The following is a 16,852-nucleotide window of genomic DNA, read 5'->3' as shown; positions in this document are numbered from 1 at the left end:
GACCCTCCTTCAGCCGGCAAGGCGGTTGACGGACAGATGCGCCTGGAAGGCCCGGGTCAGGGCCGGCAGCAGCTCTATCGCGTCGGCGACCACGCCCAGGTGGGCGAAGTCGAAGATGGGCGCGTTGGGGTCGGTGTTGATGGCGACGATGGTGTCCGCCCCCTCCACCCCCACGCGGTGCTGGATGGCGCCGGAGATGCCGGCGGCAATGTACAGCTTGGGCCGGATGGTCTTGCCCGTCTGGCCGATCTGGCGGTCGGCGGTGATCCAGCCCTTTTGCACAAGGGGACGCGACCCGCCGTAATCGCCGCCCAGCACCTCCGCCAGCGCGCGGACCAGCTGGAAATTCTCCGCCGAGCGCAGGCCCAGGCCGCCGGCCACCACGATGTCGGCATAGGCCAGCTGCGCCTTGTCGCTTTCCCGGTCGGCGATGAAGCGCAGCACCTTGGTGACCACGTCCTCTTCCGCGAAGTCCAGCGGGTGCTCGATGATGCGACCCCAGCGCCCCGGCTCCCGCGCCGGCATGGCCATGACGCGCGGGCGCACGGTGGCCATCTGCGGCCGGTAGTTCAGGGTCAGGATGGTGCACAGCAGGGAGCCGCCGAAGGTCGGCCGCGTCGCCGCCAATGAACCCTCGTCATCGATGGCCAGTTCGGTGCAGTCGGCCGTCAGGCCGGTTTGCAGCGTGGTCGCCACCGATCCCGCCAGGTCGCGTCCCAGGTTGGTGGCGCCCAGCAGCAGGATTTCCGGCTGGTGGGCGTTGACCAGGTCGGTCATGGCCCGGGTGTAGGTCTCGTTGCGGTAGTGCGCCAGGATGGGCGCCGTCACGGTGTAGACCAGGTCGGCGCCATGCTCGAACGCGGCCGCAGCCGTCTGGGCCGCCGTCAGGCTGTCGCCCGCCAGCACCACGCCCGCCAGGTCGACGCCGCGCTTGTCCGCCAGCTTGCGCCCCTCCCCTAGGAGCTCCAGCGACACCGGGTGGACGACGCCGTGCTCGCACTCGACCACCACCCAGACGTGGCGGTAAGCCTTGAACCGCTCCGGCAGTTCGCGCTTGGTGCCGGCACGGCCGGCGGCGGGAGGCTTGGGGGCGTTGGAGGGGGCATCGCTCATCGTCTTCTACTCCCTAGGGGGGGTGTCACTGGCCGGCGGCGAACCGCAGCAGATCGTCTTCCAGCGGTGGCTGGGTCCGGAAAATCGCGGCGATGACGTCGACCGCCAGCTCGTCGGCGGACCGGTCGGCGGTCGGCACCTGGCGAACCTTTTCCGCCCGACCCTGGGGCGCGAACACCTTCTTCACGATGGTGGGCGACCCCTTCAGGCCGCAGCGCGCCAGTTCCGTGATGCCGGCGTCGGCGGCACTCCACCGCACAACCTGGGCCCGGGCCGCGCGGTAGGCGTCATCCAGGCTGCCCCGGCGGATCTCGTTCACGCCTTCCAGCATGGTGATCAGCACGGGCAGGCGGGTTTGCAGCACCTGCAGGCCCCCCTCCGCCCGCCGCTCCACCGTGATGGTGCCGGCGGCGGGATCCAGGTCGGCGATGCGGGCGACATAGGTCAGCTGGTTCAGGCCCAGGCGCTTCGCGATGCCGGGCCCCACCTGGGCCGTGTCGCCGTCGATGGTCTGCTTGCCGGTGAAGACGATGGGCGGCTCCCCGAACTCCTGACCGATCTTGTTCAGGGCAGCGGCCAGAGCGAAGCTGGTGGCCAGGGTGTCCGAGCCCGCGAAGGCCCGGTCGGTCAGCAGCACGGCACGGTCGGCACCGAAGGTCAGCGCCTTGCGCAGCGACTCCTCCGCCATGGGCGGTCCCATGGTCAGCACCGTCACCTCGCCCCCCAGCCGGTCGCGCAGGTGCAAGGCCTCCTCCAACGCGAACAAATCATAGGGGTTGATGATGGTGGGCACGCCCTGGCGCATGATGGTGTTGGTCACGGGATGGACCCGGATCTGCGCGCTGTCAGGGACCTGCTTCATGCAGACGACGATGTGCATTTCCCTATTCCTTTCCCTCACCCGATCCGGTCACAGTCCTTAATTGGCAAGGGCCATGCCAACTAAGGCGCCCCGCTAAGCCATTGAATTACCTTCACCTAGCCTTCCGCCCGTAAGCGACGCTTTGTCGGATAGGCGACAGGCCCTGTCGGCTCTCGGCCTCACGGCCCCTTGGCGCCGTCCAATGCCGCCAGCGGCACGAAGGGCTTGGGCGCCGGCTGCTTGGGCGCCACCGCGTCGCGGTGCACCTTGAACAGCCGTTCCGCGATGGGGGTGGAAGCGACGAAATCCTGATAGGCCTGTTCCAGGTGGCTACGACAGAGCGTCCGGATTTCGCCCTCATCCAGGCCGGCGAACACGCCCTCCACCTCACTGCCGCGCAGGTACTGGCCCATGCGGCGCAGGATGTGCAAGCGCGCGACGCGGACCACCGCCGCATCGAACGGCACCTCCAGGAACACGAAGAAGTCCTCGGCCGACGACAGCCGCGACAGTTCATCCAACACGCCCATGATCCCTGCCCTTTGCTTCGGGTTCGTACAAAAGCGCCGCCAGCCGGCCCTGCGTGTGGGCCAGGCGCGCCTCAAGAAAGGCGATGCGGTCCAACATCAGGGTCAGCGCATCCCCCACCGGATCGGGGATCAGGTGGTGGTCCAGATCGATACGGCCGGCCGTGCCCCGCCGGGCGCGGGGGTCGCGCACCACCCGGCCGGGAATGCCCACCACCGTCATCCCCGGCGGCACGTCCTCCACCACCACGGAATTGGCGCCGATACGGGCGCCGGTCCCCACGCTGATGGGCCCCAGCACCTTGGCCCCGGCGCCGATCAGCACGCCGGACCCCACGGTGGGATGGCGCTTGCCGGGCGACCAGCTGGTCCCGCCCAGGGTGACGCCGTGATACAGGGTCACGTCGTCCCCGATCTCCGCCGTTTCCCCGATGACCACGCCGGCGCCATGGTCAATGAAGAAGCGCCGGCCGATGCGGGCACCGGGGTGAATGTCGACATTGGTCACCAGCCGCGCGAACCAGGACAGCAACCGGGCAGGAAAGCGCAGGCCGCGCCGCCACAGCCGGTGGGCGATACGGTGGTGGATGACGGCGTGCAGCCCCGGATAGGTCAGCGCGATCTCCATCGTGTGCCGGGCCGCCGGGTCGCGCGCCTTCACGCAGGCGATGTCCTCACCCACCAGCCCCCACAGTCCGCGTTCCCGTGCCATGGCCGCCCCCATCCCGCCGGTCCGTCACCCTGGTCAGTCGCCAGCGGCCTCGTAGAACTTCAGCAGCTCGCCCTCATTGATGGGGCGCTTCCAGGCGACGGCGCAGTTGCGCACCTCATCCAGCACGCGGCGCGCGCGGCCCTCATCCGGGGACAGGCCCAACGATTTCAGGGCGTTGTTGATGGCGGCCATGCCGGAATGCTTGCCCAGCACGATGGAGCGCACGCGGCCGAACCAGGCGGGGTGGATGGCTTCATAGGTTTCCGGGTCACGCAGCAGGCCGGACACGTGGATGCCGGACTCGTGGGCGAAGACGGCCGAGCCGACGATGGACTTGGCCACCGGGATGGGCCGGCCGGCGGCTGCGGCCACCAGTTCGGCCAGGCCCGTCAGCTGGGTAAGGTCCACGCCCGTCCGCCGTTGGGCGATGGGGCCCAAGGCCGCCACCACCTCCTCCAGCGCCGCGTTGCCCGCCCGCTCACCCAGGCCCAGGACGCAGACGCTGGCATGGGTGGCGCCACCGCGCACCGCCGCCAGGGTGTTGGCGGTGGCCAGGCCCAGATCGTCGTGGCCGTGGAATTCCAGTTCCAAATCCGTCTCCGCGCACAGCTGGCGGAAGATCTCATGGGTGCGGAAGGGATCCAGGATGCCCACGGTGTCGGCGAAGCGGAAACGATGGGCGCCCGCCTCCTCCACCGCGGCGACGACGCGCAGCAGGAAGTCCATCTCCGCCCGGCTGGAGTCCTCGCCGCCGACCGCCACGGCCAGGCCCCGGTCCCGCGCGTAGGACACCACGCGGCGGATGCGGGGGATGATGTCCTGCCGGCTGGTCTGCAGCTTCACCCGGATCTGCCGGTCGGACACCGGCACGGACAGGTTCACCCGTGTCAGGCCGGTGCGCAGGGCGGCGTCCACATCGGCCTCAGTCAGGCGGCACCAGGCGATGGCCTCGGCCCGTTCCAGGGACGCCCCCACGGCGGCCATGGCCTCGATCTCCTCGGCGCCCATGGCGGGGATGCCGGCCTCGATCTCATCCACGCCGGCAGCCTCCAGCTTGCGGGCGATGGCCACCTTTTCCGCCGTGGTGAAGGCGACGCCGGGCGCCTGTTCACCATCGCGCAACGTGCTGTCATTGATGACGATGGGCGGTGCCTTGAGCATGCTGCGTCTCCTTGAGCGAAGGGTCAGGCGAAGGTGGGGGCACGGTCCCGCCACAGGGGCGAACTGGACCGCAGGCGGCCGACGATGTCGGGCAGGACATCGAGGACCCGGTCGATGTCGGGAACGGCCGTGTCACGGGAAAGTGAGAAGCGCAAGGCGCCCCGAATGGCGCCGGCCGGCACGCGCATGGCGCGCAGCACATGCGACGGCTCCGTCCCGCCGGACGCGCACGCCGAGCCGGAGGACACGGCAATGCCCGCCCGGTCCAGCATCAGCAGCAGGGCGTCGGCATCGACATAATCAAAGGCGATGCAGGCGGTGTTGGCCAGGCGGTTGCCCCGATCGCCCAGAACGTAGGCCTGGCCGATCCGCGCCTGCACGCCTTGCTCCAGCCGGTCGCGCAGACGGCCGATCCAGCCGCGTTCCGTTTCCAGATAGCGCGCCGCCAGGTCGGCCGCGGCGCCTAAGCCAACGATGCCGGGTACGTTTTCCGTTCCGCCGCGCCGGCCCCGTTCCTGCCGGCCGCCGCGCAGCAGCGGACGGAAGGCGGTGCCCTTGCGCAGGTACAGCGCGCCGATACCCTTGGGACCGTGCAGCTTGTGTCCCGACAGCGACAGCATGTCGATGTCCGTGTCCCGCAGGCTCAGGGGCACCCGGCCTACGGCCTGGACGGCGTCGGTGTGGAACAGAGCGCCGGCAGCGTGGGCCTGACGCGCCAAATCCGTCACCGGAAACAGGGTCCCCGTCTCGTTATTCGCCCACATGACGGAGACCAGGGCCGTGCGGGGCCCCAGCGCCCGTTCGAAATCCTCCATGTCCAGGCGGCCGTCGCCGTCCACCCCGACCGTATGCACCTTGATGCCGCGCGTCTTTTCCAGGTGCGCCGCCAGCGCCAGGACGGCGGGGTGTTCCACCGCCGTGGTCACGATCTCATCCCGGCCGGGCTGGCTGTCCAGGGCCGACAGGATGGCGGTGTTGTTGGCCTCCGTCCCGCCGGAGGTGAAGACGATCTCATGGTCGTGGGCGGCGCCCAGCAGGGCCTGCACCTGGCGCCGCGCCAGCCGGACGCCGTCCGCCGCCGCCGCGCCCACGGCGTGGGCGGAGGACGGGTTGCCGAACCGCTCCGTGAACCAGGGCAACATGGCGGCCACCACGCTGGCGTCGGTGGCGGTCGTCGCATTGTTGTCGAGGTAGACGGGGCGCATGAGATGGTTCCCCCTGCCGGATCAGTGCGGGCCCGGCGCCCGGCCGAGGACGGGTACCAGGCGGACGAAGGTCCCCAGGCGCTCCACCACCCGGGCCTGGATGCCCTCCAGCGTGGCGCTGCTGAGGCGGCACATGACGCAGGCCCCGGTCAGCCGGACGCGCACGATGTCGCCATCCACGTCCAGCAACTCACAATCCCCGCCGTCCCGTTGCAGGCCGGGGCGGATTTCGGCAATGGCGGCGCGGATGACCTGGACGCGGCGGTCCTCCGTCCCATCCGGCACCGCCCGGTCAACCGTCTGTTCTTCAAGCGTGGGGATCAGCATGGCCGGCCTCCTCAACCGAAGGACTTGCCGCAGCCGCAGGCGGACTTGGCGTTGGGGTTGTCGAAGGTGAAGCCCGAGCCTTCCAGCGCCACGACGAAGTCGATGGTGGTGCCGTCCAGCAGCTCATGACTCTTGGTGTCGACGAAGACCTTGACGCCGTCCTGGTCGATGACGGTGTCCTCCGGCCCCGCCTCGCCGGCCAGGCCCATCATGTATTTGTAGCCGGCGCATCCGCCGGCATCGACGCTGATGCGTAGCCCGCCCGTGGGGTTGGCGGCACCGGCGATGGCGCTGCGGACGGCGTTCAGGGCGCTGGGGGTCAAGTTGATCATGGGGCACCTGCAAGGGTTGGTGACCTGTGATCCTCCGCAAGGGGCATGCCACAGCCGAGTTCATTGGAAAATATGGGTTTTCCCGCCGAACCCTGTTGCCTTCGCACCTCAATGTCGGGTTTGCGACAGGGGTGTTTGCTGCAATCGACGGGGCGGAACGCGCCAAAATCCCGCAAATCCAAGGCCGGCGGCCCGGTTGCCCCAACCGGCAAAGCCTTTGCAAAGGGGGGCGCTTGAGGCTCCGCACCCGCGGGCCTCCCACGAACAGGAGCCGCACCCGATGACGACCATCGCGACGACGATCGAGAAAACCGCCCTGGCCCGCCTGGCCCAGGAAGACCGCCTGATGAACGCCGTGCTGAAGGCGCCCACGACCAAGCCCGGCCGCTTCGGCTTTCGCGGCGACATCGCCTTGAAGTTCCAGCCGCACATCGCGGATGAAAAGCGCCCGCCGGAGTACAAGCTGGAACAGGTGCTGACCTACGCGCAGGAGGGAGAGGCGACGATCCCCGTGCTGGCGGGCTACATCCATTCCTTCGCCTACCTCAAGGACGTGTCGGAGGTGCTGTCCGGCCTGCTGCGATCCGGCGGCAAGTACTTCATCTTCTGCAACAACATCGACCTGCTGGCCGGTTACCAGGTCACCCTGAACGGCATCACCTTCATCGTCCTGCCCTGCGATGAATCCACCGTGTGGAAGGAGATGATGGACCTGATGGGCGTCGACAAGAACGACATCAAGAAGCTGGACACCGCCGGCAAGCTGGACGTGCTGCTGGATGTCGCCCGGCGCTTCGACCGAAGCTATCCGGCCATAAGCTATGAGGATGGCGTGGCGCAGATGCTGCCGGTGAAGAACCGCAACGAGAACCGGCCGGTCTGATAACGCCCTTTGGCCCTTCACCCGGGGCCGGCCATCGGGGCCGCGTCGTCCAAAGCGAGTTGCCCCGAGAACCCCATTGGTAGAGTTTTTCAATTATTGATTGTTGATCCGGGTCCTTTCATTTCCTCGCTGCCATGCTAATGATTTACAACTTATAAGCTGCATAACCCACACGGAAGCGGCCAGTGGCGACCAGGCGGTGCATTGGGGGCCTTGGTACTCAGCGGCTGGCATCAAATTCTGGGGAATATTGCCATGGCCGCATTCAAAATTACGCTTTTGCTCGCCGCTGTAATGACCGCGTCTGTTGGACACGCGGCTGTCGGGCAGGCCGCAGGTGAACCTGCCAAACCCGCCCAGTGCACAGTCGATACCGAACAGATGATGCAACTGGAACCCAGGGCGTTCGATCAGGACATGAATGGGGGCTGGCGAACGCTGGCATCCCAAGATGGCTGTAAGAAAGCGGCCGCCGACCTGATCAAGACCTATATCGACCGTAACTGGCAAAAGCTGGACCCGAGCAGCCTACACGCCCTGTATTGGCATGAAGGCCAGATGGAGGCCCTGGTGGGTGATTACCGCGCCGCCAAGCCTTTGATGATGGCTGGAGTCAATCCCGACAAGAGGGGGATGGAGTTGGGTTTCCATGAATACGCCTTGGGAACCATCGCCTTCCTGAACAGGGATTTGGCGGGGCTGAAGGCAGCACGGCGACGTCTCGCCGCCTTGCCCGAACCGGCCTGGTTCGAGGAAGAATTCAAGGACATGGGGCTAAAATGGCCCGCCAACCTGAAGGTGCTGGATGGGCTGATCAGATGTTTCAATTCACCCTATGCCATCGCTTATGGGGACACGTGCCCCAGGGGGAACAAGGCCCCGCAACGCTAAACCACGCATGCTAAGCCGGTTTCACCGCCGATTCTAAACCCCTTCCGCCTCACAGGGTGGCAGGTCACCGTCCAATTCCTCATCCTCCACCAGCGTGACGCCGGTGATGCAGATGTCCCCCTCCTCGAGGGACAGCGCCACCGGTTCAAGTCCGGCGCCCCGGCAGGGGCCGTCCACGCACAGGCCGGTGCCCAGGTCGAACAGGGCGCCGTGCTTGCCGCACATCAGCCGTGTGCCGTCCGGGTCCAGGAACTGGTTGCGTTCCCAGTCCAGGTGCACGCCGTTGTGCGGGCAGCGGTTGACGTAGCCCACCACCTGCCGGCCCCAGCGGATGACGATGATGCCCCAGGGCCGATGCTCCCCCTCGTCATCAACGCGCAACAGCTGAAAGCCCCGGGCCTTGCGGCTGGGGATGTCGTCCAGGCGGCACAGGACATAGGTGGCGGACATGGGCATGCGCCTCGCGCGGCGGTCAGGGAATAGGCGGCGGCCGGCCGGAGCGGAGGTGGGCCATCATGGCCTCGCCATCCTCCGCCCCAAAGCAATGGTCGAAGTCATCGCACTCGGTACAGACGGGGGCGGTGCACAGGGTGAAGCCCTCCGCCCGGCAGATCATGCGGAACAGGAACTTCTTCCATTTCATGTCCTGGCTGTTGCGGCGGGCGAGGCCGCCGAAGTGGCGCTGCATCAACGATGACAGCTCGCCCCGGTTGCGCAGACCCAGATCCTGCCAAAGGTGGTTGGGTCGGCTGCACCGTCGGGCGATCATGGTCGCCAGGTCGCGCTGCAGCGGGGTGCCGCCATCGGCATACATCCACAGCAGGTCACGCACCGCCTGCTCATCCTCCTCCAACGCGGCGGGGCCGTCCGCCAGCGCAGCCATGCCGGCCCAGGCGTCCGGGAACAGGCGCAGGGCCAGATCCTCAAGGGCGATGCCATCCAGGCCGGCGCAGAGCGGCAAAGACCCCCGCCCGGTCGCCGCCTCGGCCCAGGCCAGCGACAGGATGGCGGCGGCGACGTGCAGATCGAAGGGATCGGCCTTCCCCCCGGCCCGGTCCATCAGCCAGCGATAACAGGCGTCGGCGCTGCGCATCGTTTCCCCCCTCCTCACGCCGCGTCCGCCGCCAGGGGCGCATGGGTCTGGCAGTTGGCGGGGCAGACCCGGGCGCAAGCGCGGCAGCCGACGCAGGCACCCGCATCGTCCATGACCATCACCTTCTTCTCGATCTCATCATCGTCATCATCATTGCCGAGATCGACCAGGTCGCCCTCCTCGGTCAGGCCCTTCAGGACCATGACCCCACGGCCGCAGACCTTGAAGCAGCGGCCGCAACCGATGCAGCGCTTGGCATCGATGGCGATCAGGAAATCCGGCTGCCAGGACCGGCCGTCGCGGGTGAGCGAGGACATAGGGGCGAACTCCTTCTAGGGCGCGACGGACAGCTGCGCGGCGGTGGCCCCGGCGGTTTCCAGCGTCTTCAGGTCGGCGCGCTTGCGCTCCAGCGCCGCGAAGGCGTCGTGGGCGCGCTGGGCCACCTCCAGGATGGAGGTCCAGTTGACGGGCAGTTCCTCCGACAGGTCATGCAGGTCCATCTTGGCCTGCATCGCCCGGGCCGACTGCTTCTTGATCTCGTTCTTCAGTGCCTCGACATCGCTCATGGCAATACCTTCCATCCGCTCAATAACGGGCGACGTCGGGAAAGCGCCCGATCATGTCCACGCCCGCCTGGACGTACTTGCCCCCCTCCTCCGCCAGCTTGGCCAGGGTGTCGAAACCGAAGCGATGGACATCGCGCAGTTGCTTGTTCACCACCACCAGACGGCCGCCGATCAGCACCATGCGGCCGAAACCCTCGTGGCTCATCTTCAGCATGGGCGACACCATCACGCCCGTCGCCTGCTCGATGCTGAGCGCCACGGCGTTGAAGAACAGCTCCAGCCGCCAGATGGTCTCCGGATCCGGATCGCCCAGGATGGGCAGCTGCCGCCGCTTCTCCTTGTCGACGATGTAGGGTTCCAGCAAATCCAGGTCGGCCTTGCCCTCCCAGGTGCCGTGGGTGTCCTGGGCGCGCCAGATCACGATCAGCTGGCGGATGAAGGGGCTTTGCGCCGCCACCGTTTCGGGCGGCAGGTCCAGAACGTCGGACATGGGTTTCAATCCTCGAAATCCAGGGTGCGGGGGGCCCCCTTGGCCATGGCCTTGCGCAGCCAGGGCGGCGGCGTGCCGTTCAGCACGGCGCGCAGGCGCTCCAGCAGATCCTCGATGGGTTCCGGCTGGGTGACCTTCATGGGGTGGATGTTGCTGGCGACGACGCGGGCGGCGCCCGAGCCGCCGATGGCGGCGACATAGAGGATGGCGCAGTCCTTGATCGCCTCGATCTTGGGCGCAAGCTTGTCCTCGTTGCCGTCCTCCTGCAAATCACCGGCGAACTCCACCGCTTGCAGCAGGCGATAGCCGTCGGGATCCAGTTCGTAGATGGCGATGTTGCGGGCCCAGCCGAAATGGGCGTCGACCCGCTTCATGTCCTGCGTGGCGAAAGCGACCTTCATGCGGCTTCCCCTTTCGATTGAGCGCCGTCCCCATCCACCACCCGCCAGGTGTCGGGGGTGGCCTCGTGATGCTGTTCGGTGTCGGCCATCACCAGGTTGCTGAGGGCGAAGATCAAATCCCGCGCCCCGCAGTAGCCGACGGAAACCAGGTGCCCGGCCCCCAGCCGGTCGAACAGGGGCAGGCCCATGCGGAAGAACGGGATGCCCAGGCGGGCCGCCGCCTGGCGCCCATGGGAATGGGTGATCAGCAGGTCGCACCCCCGCTCCCGCGCCCGCCGTTCCAGATCCTCCAGGTCGCCGATCAGCACCTCGTCCGTCTCCACCCCGGCCAGCACGGGCGAATGGGTGGTGGTGACGGCGGCGGTGATGTGGGCGCCCATGGCATGCAGCATGCCGCCGACATGGGCCAGCAGGTCGGGCTCCGCCCCGATGGCCACCTTGCGGCCGCCAATGTGGAAGTGTCCGTCCAGCATGGCGTCCACCAGCTGTCCGCGCTGCCGCCGGTATTTGACGGGCACCGGCCGGCCGCTGATCTCCGACAGGAACATGATGAAGGCGTCGGTCGCCTCCAGCCCGCACAGGCGGGGGAACAGGCGGAAGGGCACGCCCGTCCTGTCCCGCAAGGCTTCCGCCGCCGGGCGCATCTGCTCACCAATGGCGATGGCCCAGGACGAGGCGCCCAGGCCCGCCACGTCATCCACGCCGATGCCGCCGATGGTGGTGGGGGTGAAGTCTTCTGGAATGTGGCCATCCAGCGACCCCGCCAGGTCGGGCAGGAAGCTCGGCTTCAGCCCGAAATCCTCCAGGATGGTGCGCAACTCATCCAAATCACCCGGCGTCATGTGGCAGCCGGGCAGTATGGTGACCCTGGCCGGGTCGCGCACAGCATCGGCCGGAGGGGCTGCCACCAGTTCCTGCACCATGCGGGTCACGGCCTTGCCCCACCCATCCTGGAACGCGTCCTTGAAATCGGGGGTGGAGACGTAGACCAGCGGCAGGTCCGCCACCTCCGCATGGCGTTCCCGCACCAGGCGGATATAGCCCTCCACATCGTCGCCCTTGGTCTCGGTGACGCCGGTGGAACAGATGCCGATGATCTCCGGCTTGGTGCGCTTGTGAATGTTCAGGATGGCCTGTTCGACATTGTCGTAACCGCCCAGCACGGTGGCGACCTCGCTCATCGCCGTCGTCTGCAAGGGGATGGCCTCCTTGAAGTGGCGGACGAACAGCACCAGCCCGAAGGAGGTGCAGCCCTGCGACCCGTGCAGTAGGGGCATGGCGCCGCGCAGGCCCATAAAGGCCAGGGCGGCGCCGATGGGCTGGCTCATCTTCAGCGGGTTGACCGTGCAGGCCTTCTTGACGTGGGTGACCGTCGCCATGGCCCTACTCCGCCGCCAGGGCCGGCAGGGCGGCCAGCACATCTTCCACCCGGCTGGCGCAGGCGCCACAGCCGGTGCCCGCCGCGGTGTGCCGGCGCACATCGTCAAGCGATGTCAGCCCATGGGCGCGGACCGCGTCCTCGATGGTGCCGAGGTCCACACCCTTGCAGGTGCAGATGGCACCAGCCCGCCGCGCCTGTTCAACCTTCTCCGGATCGGCGGCCTCCGCCGCCAGCTGGGCGTCGGCGCGGGCCTGCCAGGTATTGGCCGGGTCGTCCCAGGGGGCCGGGCGCCGCACCTGCTCCCACACCGGGTTGAACAGGGTGCGCGCGATCTGTTCCATCAGCGTCACCATGCCGACATAGCCCATGTAGGCGTGGTGGCGTTCCTGGTTGATGTCCAGCCAGGGCATGGCGGCCTTCAGCGCCACGAACTGCGACCGGCCGCCCGACAGCATGATGTCCGCCTTGGCGTCCTTCAGCAGGCGGTACATCTCGCGCGGGGTCATGTCCTCGATCATGTGGGCGTCCTGGCCCAGCAGTTCCTTGATGCGCTCCTTGTCCTCCTTGGTGGATTTCTTGACGCTGGTGCCCACCAGCTCCAGCCCCGCCTCCTGCAGGGCCGCGACCACTGACCAGGATTTCACCCCGCCGGTGATCAGCAGCACCTTCTTGCCGGCAAAGCGCGGCTTGAGCGGCGCGATGGCGGCCCAGGCCCGCGCCTCCTCCCGCGCGATCAACGCCTCCGTCCGGTCCAGCAGGTCGGACGGCGCCCCCCGGTCGACCAGCAGCCGGGCGATCTGGCGCAGGCTGTCGCTGGTGTCGCCGATGCCGTAGAACGACCCTTCGAAGAAGGGGATGCCGTAGCGTTCCTCCATCTTGCGGGCCACGTTGATCATGGCCTTGGAGCACACCATCATCGCCGCGCGGGCGCGGTGGGAATAGGCCACCTCGCGATAGCGCCCATCGCCGGAGATGCAGGACAGGATGCGGATGCCCAGCTCATCCAGCAGGGGCTTCACTTGCCACAGCTCGCCCGACAGATTGTATTCACCGATGATGTTGATGTCGTAGGGCGTCGTCTCGTCCGGTTCCTCGGTGCCGATGACGTGGTCCAGCAGGGCCTCGCCCGCCAGCTTGTTGCCCAGGTTCTTGGGTCCGACGAAGCCCGGGGAATTGACGGGGATGACCGGCTTGCCGAACTTCTCCCGCGCCGCCTTGCACACGGCGTTGATGTCGTCGCCGGTCATGGCCGGGATACAGGTCTGGTAGACGAAGACCGCCGGCGGGTCATACTTCTCGATGATCTCGCGGATGGCCTTGAACAGGCGCTTCTCCCCGCCGAAAACGATGTCCGTCTCATTGATGTCGGTGGTGAAGCCGGTGCGCCACAGGGTCGGGCCGGAGGATTTGGCACCCCGGTTGTCCCAGGAATTGCCCTCGCAGGCGATGGGGCCGTGGACTAGGTGGGCCACGTCGGTCAGCGGCTGCAGGGCGATCTTGGCGCCGTCGAAGGCGCACCCACCGGCCGCCCCGCCCGGCTGCAGCTGCTTGGTGCAGCCCTTCTTGCGGTCAGCCGCCGACTTGGTGGCGTTCTTGGCGCAACCGGGCTCGTTGAAGACGTCCTGGATGGTGGCCGACAGCGAACTCATTTCCGTGTTCCTCACCTGAACGGGTCAAGAAGCGCCGCGCCGCCAGCCCCGATGGGAAACCCCAGGGGGGCAAGCGGCGCGGCCAGGATGCGAGCGCCGTTGGGGAAGGCGCCACGGAGAGGCCAAGCCCGCCGTCAGCGGATGATGTCGAAGCTGTAGTCCGTCTTGGACGGGACGTTGGTGTTGAGGTCGATCGTGTCGAAAATCTTGTCCAGGATGGTCACCAGCACGTTCAGCCCGCCCTGATACCCCCACAGCGGGAAGCGGTGATGGTGGTGCCGGTCGAAGATGGGGAAACCGATGCGGATCAGCGGCGTGCCCGTGTCACGCTCCAGGTACTTGCCGTAGGTGTTGCCGATCAGGAAATCCACCGGCTCCGTGAACAGCAGGGACCGCAGGTGCCACAGGTCGCGGCCGGGATGGACGTGGCAGTTCTTCCCGAAGGGGGAGCTGTCGAACAGTTCCTGCACCTTCGCCGCCCAGGCCTTGCTGCCGTTGGTGGCCAGCACGTGCGTCGGTTCCGCCCCCAGTTCCAGCAGGAAGCCAGCCAGGCCCAGGCACAGGTCGGGATCGCCGTAGATGGCGAACTTCTTGCCGTGGATGTGGGCGCTGGAGTCCGCGATGGCGTCGACCAGCCGGCCACGTTCCCGCTCCAGCTCCACCGGGATCTCCGCGCCCGTCAGGCGGGCCAACGCCATCAGGAAGCGGTCGGTGCCGGCGACACCCACCGGGTGGTTGAAGGCGGCGACCTCCTGCCCATGCGCCGCGATGAACGGCAGGGTCTTTTCCGTGCAGTATTCCTGCATGGAAACGGTGGCCTTGGCATGGATGGCGTTGGCCGCCTCCTCCAGGGTGGTGCCGCCGTCGTACATGCGGAATTCGCCGTCCGTGGGGGTGTCCCAGATGTCGCTGGTGTCGCCCAGGATGGTATAGTCGATGCCCATCAGCCCGAAGATGCGCTTGATCTCCCGCAGGTTGCCAACGGTGTAGCCGTCGAAGCCGCCGATGAAGTTGATCTTGCCGTTGGGCACGCGCTCCAGCTTGGGCGCGGTGCCGGCCTTGCCGTCCCAGAAATGGTCCAGGATGCCCTTCATGACGTTGTCGTAGCCGGTGACGTGGCTGCCGACGAAGGCGGGGGTGTGGGCGAAGGGCACGTCATATTCGGCGGGGACGGAGCCCTTCTCCTTCGCCGTCTTGATGAAGGCGTTCAGGTCGTCGCCGATCACCTCCGCCATGCAGGTGGTGGAAACGGCGATCATCTTGGGCTTGTACATGGAATAGGCATTGGCCAAGCCGTCGATCATGTTGTTCAGCCCGCCGAACACCGCCGCGTCCTCGGTCATCGACGACGACACGCAGGAGGACGGCTCCTTGAAATGGCGGGAGAAATGGCTGCGGTAATAGGCGACGCAGCCCTGGGAGCCGTGCACGAAGGGCAGCGTGCTTTCAAAGCCGACGGCGGCGAAGACGGCGCCCAGGGGCTGGCAGGCCTTGGCCGGATTGATGGTCAGCGCCTCGCGGGCGAAGTTCTTTTCCTGGTACTCGGGCGTCTTGGCCCATTCCCGCACCCGCTCCACCTCCGCCGGATCGCGGCGGTTCTCGAACTGCTGGCGCTTGTTGACCAGCATTTCCTGGTATTCCGGGCCACGGAACAGCTCGAAATGGTCGAGCACGTTTTCGGCACTCTGCGTCATGATGGAAACCTTTCCGAAGAACGTCGTACGGGGGCGCCTTATTCGGCGGCCAGCAGGCGGGGTTGCGCCGCGCCCTTCCAGGGGGCCTTGGCCATCTTCCAGACGGGGGCGTTGATGGCCATGTCCATGTCCCGTGCGAAGATGGCGAAGCCGTCATAGCCGTGGTACGGGCCGGAATAGTCCCAGGAATGCATCTGGCGGAAGGGCACGCCCATCTTCTGGAAGACGTACTTTTCCTTGATGCCCGACCCGACCAGGTCGGGCTGGATGCGTTCCACGAACTTCTCGAACTCATAGCCGGTCACGTCGTCGTAGATCAGCGTGCCGTCCTTGACGTAGTGCTGGGCCGTGCGCTGGTAGTCGTCGTTGTGGCCGAACTCATAGCCGGTACCCACCACCTCCATGCCCAGGTCCTCATAGGCGCCGATGACGTGGCGGGGGCGCAGGCCGCCCACGAACAGCATCACCGTCTTGCCTTCCAGGCGCGGGCGGTACTTGGTGATGACGGCGTCCGTCAGCGCCTGGTACTTGGCGATGACGCGCTCGGCTCCCTCCTTGATCTTGTCATCGAAGTAACTGGCGATCTTGCGCAGGGATTCGGCGATCTTGCTGGGGCCGAAGAAATTGTACTCGCACCAGGGAATGCCGTACTTCTCTTCCATGTGCCGCGAGATGTAGTTCATCGAACGGTAGCAGTGCAGGACGTTCAGCTTGGCCTTGGGCGTGTTCTCCAGCTCCGCCAGGGTACCGTCACCCGACCATTGGGCGATGACGCGCAGGCCCATCTCCTCCAGCAGGATGCGGGATGACCAGGCGTCGCCGCCGATGTTGTAATCGCCGATGATGGCCACGTCGTAGGGGCTGGCCTCGAACGCCGCGGGCTTGGCCGCACTCTTGTCGAAAACCCAGTCGCGGATGGCGTCGTTGGCAACGTGGTGGCCCAGGGACTGCGACACGCCACGAAAGCCCTCGCAGCGCACGGGCACGATGGTCTTGCCCTCGTATTCCTTGGACTTGGCCTTCGACACCGCCTCGATGTCGTCACCGATCAGGCCGATGGGGCATTCCGACTGGATGCTGATGCCATTGTTCAGCGGGAACAGTTCCTGGATTTCATCGATGATCTTGGCCAGCTTCTTGTCGCCGCCGAAAACGATGTCCTTTTCCTGGAAGTCGGAGGTGAACTGCATGGTCACGAAGGTGTCGATGCCCGTCGTGCCGATGTAGTAGTTGCGCCGCGCCGCCCAGGAATACTGGCCGCAGCCCACAGGGCCGTGGCTGATGTGGATCATGTCCTTGATCGGGCCCCACACCACGCCCTTGGATCCGGCGTAGGCGCAGCCGCGGATGGTCATGACGCCCGGAATGGACTTCAGGTTGGACTTCACGCCGCAATCGGACTTGCCGGCCTCATGCACGTTCAGGTGCTTGGCGCGCCGTTTCGCGGTCTTCTCCGGGTAAACCTGCAAGACCTCGGCAATCAGTTCCTTGTTGCGTTCCTTGATCTCCGCAACGCTCTGCGTCTCCGACATACTCATTTCGCTGCCCTCATGTTCCCCGGTGAA

At 66.8% G+C, this 16,852-nt stretch carries 20 protein-coding genes; 2 read left to right on the top strand and 18 right to left on the bottom strand.

Annotated features, from left to right (window positions below; translation table 11 throughout):
• Window positions 1-9: 9 nt before the first annotated feature.
• The 8 genes from Y958_RS05430 to Y958_RS05395 all read right to left on the bottom strand — a co-directional run bounded on the left by Y958_RS05430 (window position 10) and on the right by Y958_RS05395 (window position 6,239).
• Window positions 10-1,113 (bottom strand): electron transfer flavoprotein subunit alpha/FixB family protein, encoded by a 1,104-nt coding sequence (locus tag Y958_RS05430; RefSeq protein ID WP_088871202.1) that lies wholly within the window; start codon window positions 1,111-1,113, stop codon window positions 10-12.
• Window positions 1,114-1,138: 25 nt separating this feature from the next.
• Window positions 1,139-1,993 carry an electron transfer flavoprotein subunit beta/FixA family protein gene (locus Y958_RS05425; protein WP_088871201.1) on the bottom strand — a complete coding sequence of 285 codons (855 nt, stop codon included), beginning with the start codon at window positions 1,991-1,993 and terminating at the stop codon, window positions 1,139-1,141.
• A gap of 161 nt (window positions 1,994-2,154) precedes the next feature.
• The gene (nifW, locus tag Y958_RS05420; RefSeq protein WP_088871200.1) at window positions 2,155-2,505 is read right to left on the bottom strand and encodes a nitrogenase stabilizing/protective protein NifW; all 351 of its coding nucleotides are present in this window, start codon (window positions 2,503-2,505) and stop codon (window positions 2,155-2,157) included.
• The gene (cysE, locus tag Y958_RS05415) at window positions 2,489-3,214 is read right to left on the bottom strand and encodes a serine O-acetyltransferase (RefSeq protein WP_088871199.1); all 726 of its coding nucleotides are present in this window, start codon (window positions 3,212-3,214) and stop codon (window positions 2,489-2,491) included. Before cysE ends, nifW begins: the two co-directional genes overlap by 17 nt.
• A 33-nt stretch (window positions 3,215-3,247) precedes the next feature.
• The gene (gene nifV, locus Y958_RS05410) at window positions 3,248-4,375 is read right to left on the bottom strand and encodes a homocitrate synthase (RefSeq protein ID WP_088871198.1); all 1,128 of its coding nucleotides are present in this window, start codon (window positions 4,373-4,375) and stop codon (window positions 3,248-3,250) included.
• A gap of 23 nt (window positions 4,376-4,398) precedes the next feature.
• On the bottom strand, window positions 4,399-5,580 hold the full coding sequence (nifS, locus tag Y958_RS05405; RefSeq protein WP_088871197.1) for a cysteine desulfurase NifS: 1,182 nt from the start codon (window positions 5,578-5,580) through the stop codon (window positions 4,399-4,401).
• A gap of 21 nt (window positions 5,581-5,601) precedes the next feature.
• On the bottom strand, window positions 5,602-5,907 hold the full coding sequence (locus Y958_RS05400; protein ID WP_004274332.1) for a NifU family protein: 306 nt from the start codon (window positions 5,905-5,907) through the stop codon (window positions 5,602-5,604).
• An 11-nt stretch (window positions 5,908-5,918) separates the two neighbouring features.
• Window positions 5,919-6,239, bottom strand: coding sequence for a HesB/IscA family protein (locus Y958_RS05395; protein ID WP_004274331.1), 321 nt, complete (start codon window positions 6,237-6,239; stop codon window positions 5,919-5,921).
• 280 nt (window positions 6,240-6,519) lie between these two features.
• Between Y958_RS05395 and Y958_RS05390 the strand changes: the two genes are divergently transcribed.
• Both Y958_RS05390 and Y958_RS05385 read left to right on the top strand, forming a co-directional pair.
• Window positions 6,520-7,122 (top strand): hypothetical protein, encoded by a 603-nt coding sequence (locus Y958_RS05390; RefSeq protein WP_088871196.1) that lies wholly within the window; start codon window positions 6,520-6,522, stop codon window positions 7,120-7,122.
• Window positions 7,123-7,377: 255 nt separating this feature from the next.
• On the top strand, window positions 7,378-8,013 hold the full coding sequence (locus Y958_RS05385) for a hypothetical protein (protein WP_145727799.1): 636 nt from the start codon (window positions 7,378-7,380) through the stop codon (window positions 8,011-8,013).
• Window positions 8,014-8,046: 33 nt separating this feature from the next.
• Here the strand turns inward: Y958_RS05385 and Y958_RS05380 are convergent, their stop codons facing one another.
• The 10 genes from Y958_RS05380 to nifD all read right to left on the bottom strand — a co-directional run bounded on the left by Y958_RS05380 (window position 8,047) and on the right by nifD (window position 16,825).
• On the bottom strand, window positions 8,047-8,463 hold the full coding sequence (locus tag Y958_RS05380; protein WP_088872492.1) for a Rieske (2Fe-2S) protein: 417 nt from the start codon (window positions 8,461-8,463) through the stop codon (window positions 8,047-8,049).
• A 22-nt stretch (window positions 8,464-8,485) separates the two neighbouring features.
• On the bottom strand, window positions 8,486-9,106 hold the full coding sequence (locus tag Y958_RS05375) for a nitrogen fixation protein NifQ (protein WP_088871194.1): 621 nt from the start codon (window positions 9,104-9,106) through the stop codon (window positions 8,486-8,488).
• A 14-nt stretch (window positions 9,107-9,120) separates the two neighbouring features.
• Window positions 9,121-9,423: a ferredoxin III, nif-specific gene (gene fdxB / locus Y958_RS05370; protein WP_004274327.1), complete on the bottom strand. Its 303-nt coding sequence runs from the start codon at window positions 9,421-9,423 to the stop codon at window positions 9,121-9,123.
• A gap of 15 nt (window positions 9,424-9,438) precedes the next feature.
• Window positions 9,439-9,672, bottom strand: coding sequence for a CCE_0567 family metalloprotein (locus Y958_RS05365; RefSeq protein ID WP_088871193.1), 234 nt, complete (start codon window positions 9,670-9,672; stop codon window positions 9,439-9,441).
• A 19-nt stretch (window positions 9,673-9,691) separates the two neighbouring features.
• Window positions 9,692-10,162 (bottom strand): NifX-associated nitrogen fixation protein, encoded by a 471-nt coding sequence (locus tag Y958_RS05360; RefSeq protein ID WP_088871192.1) that lies wholly within the window; start codon window positions 10,160-10,162, stop codon window positions 9,692-9,694.
• A gap of 5 nt (window positions 10,163-10,167) precedes the next feature.
• Window positions 10,168-10,563 carry a nitrogen fixation protein NifX gene (nifX, locus tag Y958_RS05355; RefSeq protein ID WP_088871191.1) on the bottom strand — a complete coding sequence of 132 codons (396 nt, stop codon included), beginning with the start codon at window positions 10,561-10,563 and terminating at the stop codon, window positions 10,168-10,170.
• Complete coding sequence (gene nifN / locus Y958_RS05350) at window positions 10,560-11,942, bottom strand: nitrogenase iron-molybdenum cofactor biosynthesis protein NifN (RefSeq protein WP_088871190.1); 1,383 nt, start codon at window positions 11,940-11,942, stop codon at window positions 10,560-10,562. Before nifN ends, nifX begins: the two co-directional genes overlap by 4 nt.
• Before the next feature lie 4 nt (window positions 11,943-11,946).
• Entirely contained in the window at window positions 11,947-13,593 is a 1,647-nt protein-coding gene (gene nifE / locus Y958_RS05345) for a nitrogenase iron-molybdenum cofactor biosynthesis protein NifE (RefSeq protein WP_088871189.1), read from the bottom strand.
• Between the two features lie 134 nt (window positions 13,594-13,727).
• A complete protein-coding gene (nifK, locus tag Y958_RS05340; RefSeq protein WP_088871188.1) occupies window positions 13,728-15,287 on the bottom strand; it encodes a nitrogenase molybdenum-iron protein subunit beta in 1,560 nt (519 codons plus the stop codon).
• Between the two features lie 38 nt (window positions 15,288-15,325).
• Window positions 15,326-16,825 carry a nitrogenase molybdenum-iron protein alpha chain gene (nifD, locus tag Y958_RS05335; RefSeq protein ID WP_088871187.1) on the bottom strand — a complete coding sequence of 500 codons (1,500 nt, stop codon included), beginning with the start codon at window positions 16,823-16,825 and terminating at the stop codon, window positions 15,326-15,328.
• Window positions 16,826-16,852: the final 27 nt, after the last annotated feature.

The sequence above is a fragment of the Nitrospirillum viridazoti CBAmc genome (genome assembly GCF_000730165.1).
Taxonomy (GTDB): Bacteria; Pseudomonadota; Alphaproteobacteria; order Azospirillales; family Azospirillaceae; genus Nitrospirillum; species Nitrospirillum viridazoti.
Note: the sequence above shows the minus strand (reverse complement) of the source record. Positions and strands in the feature narration are given on the sequence as shown.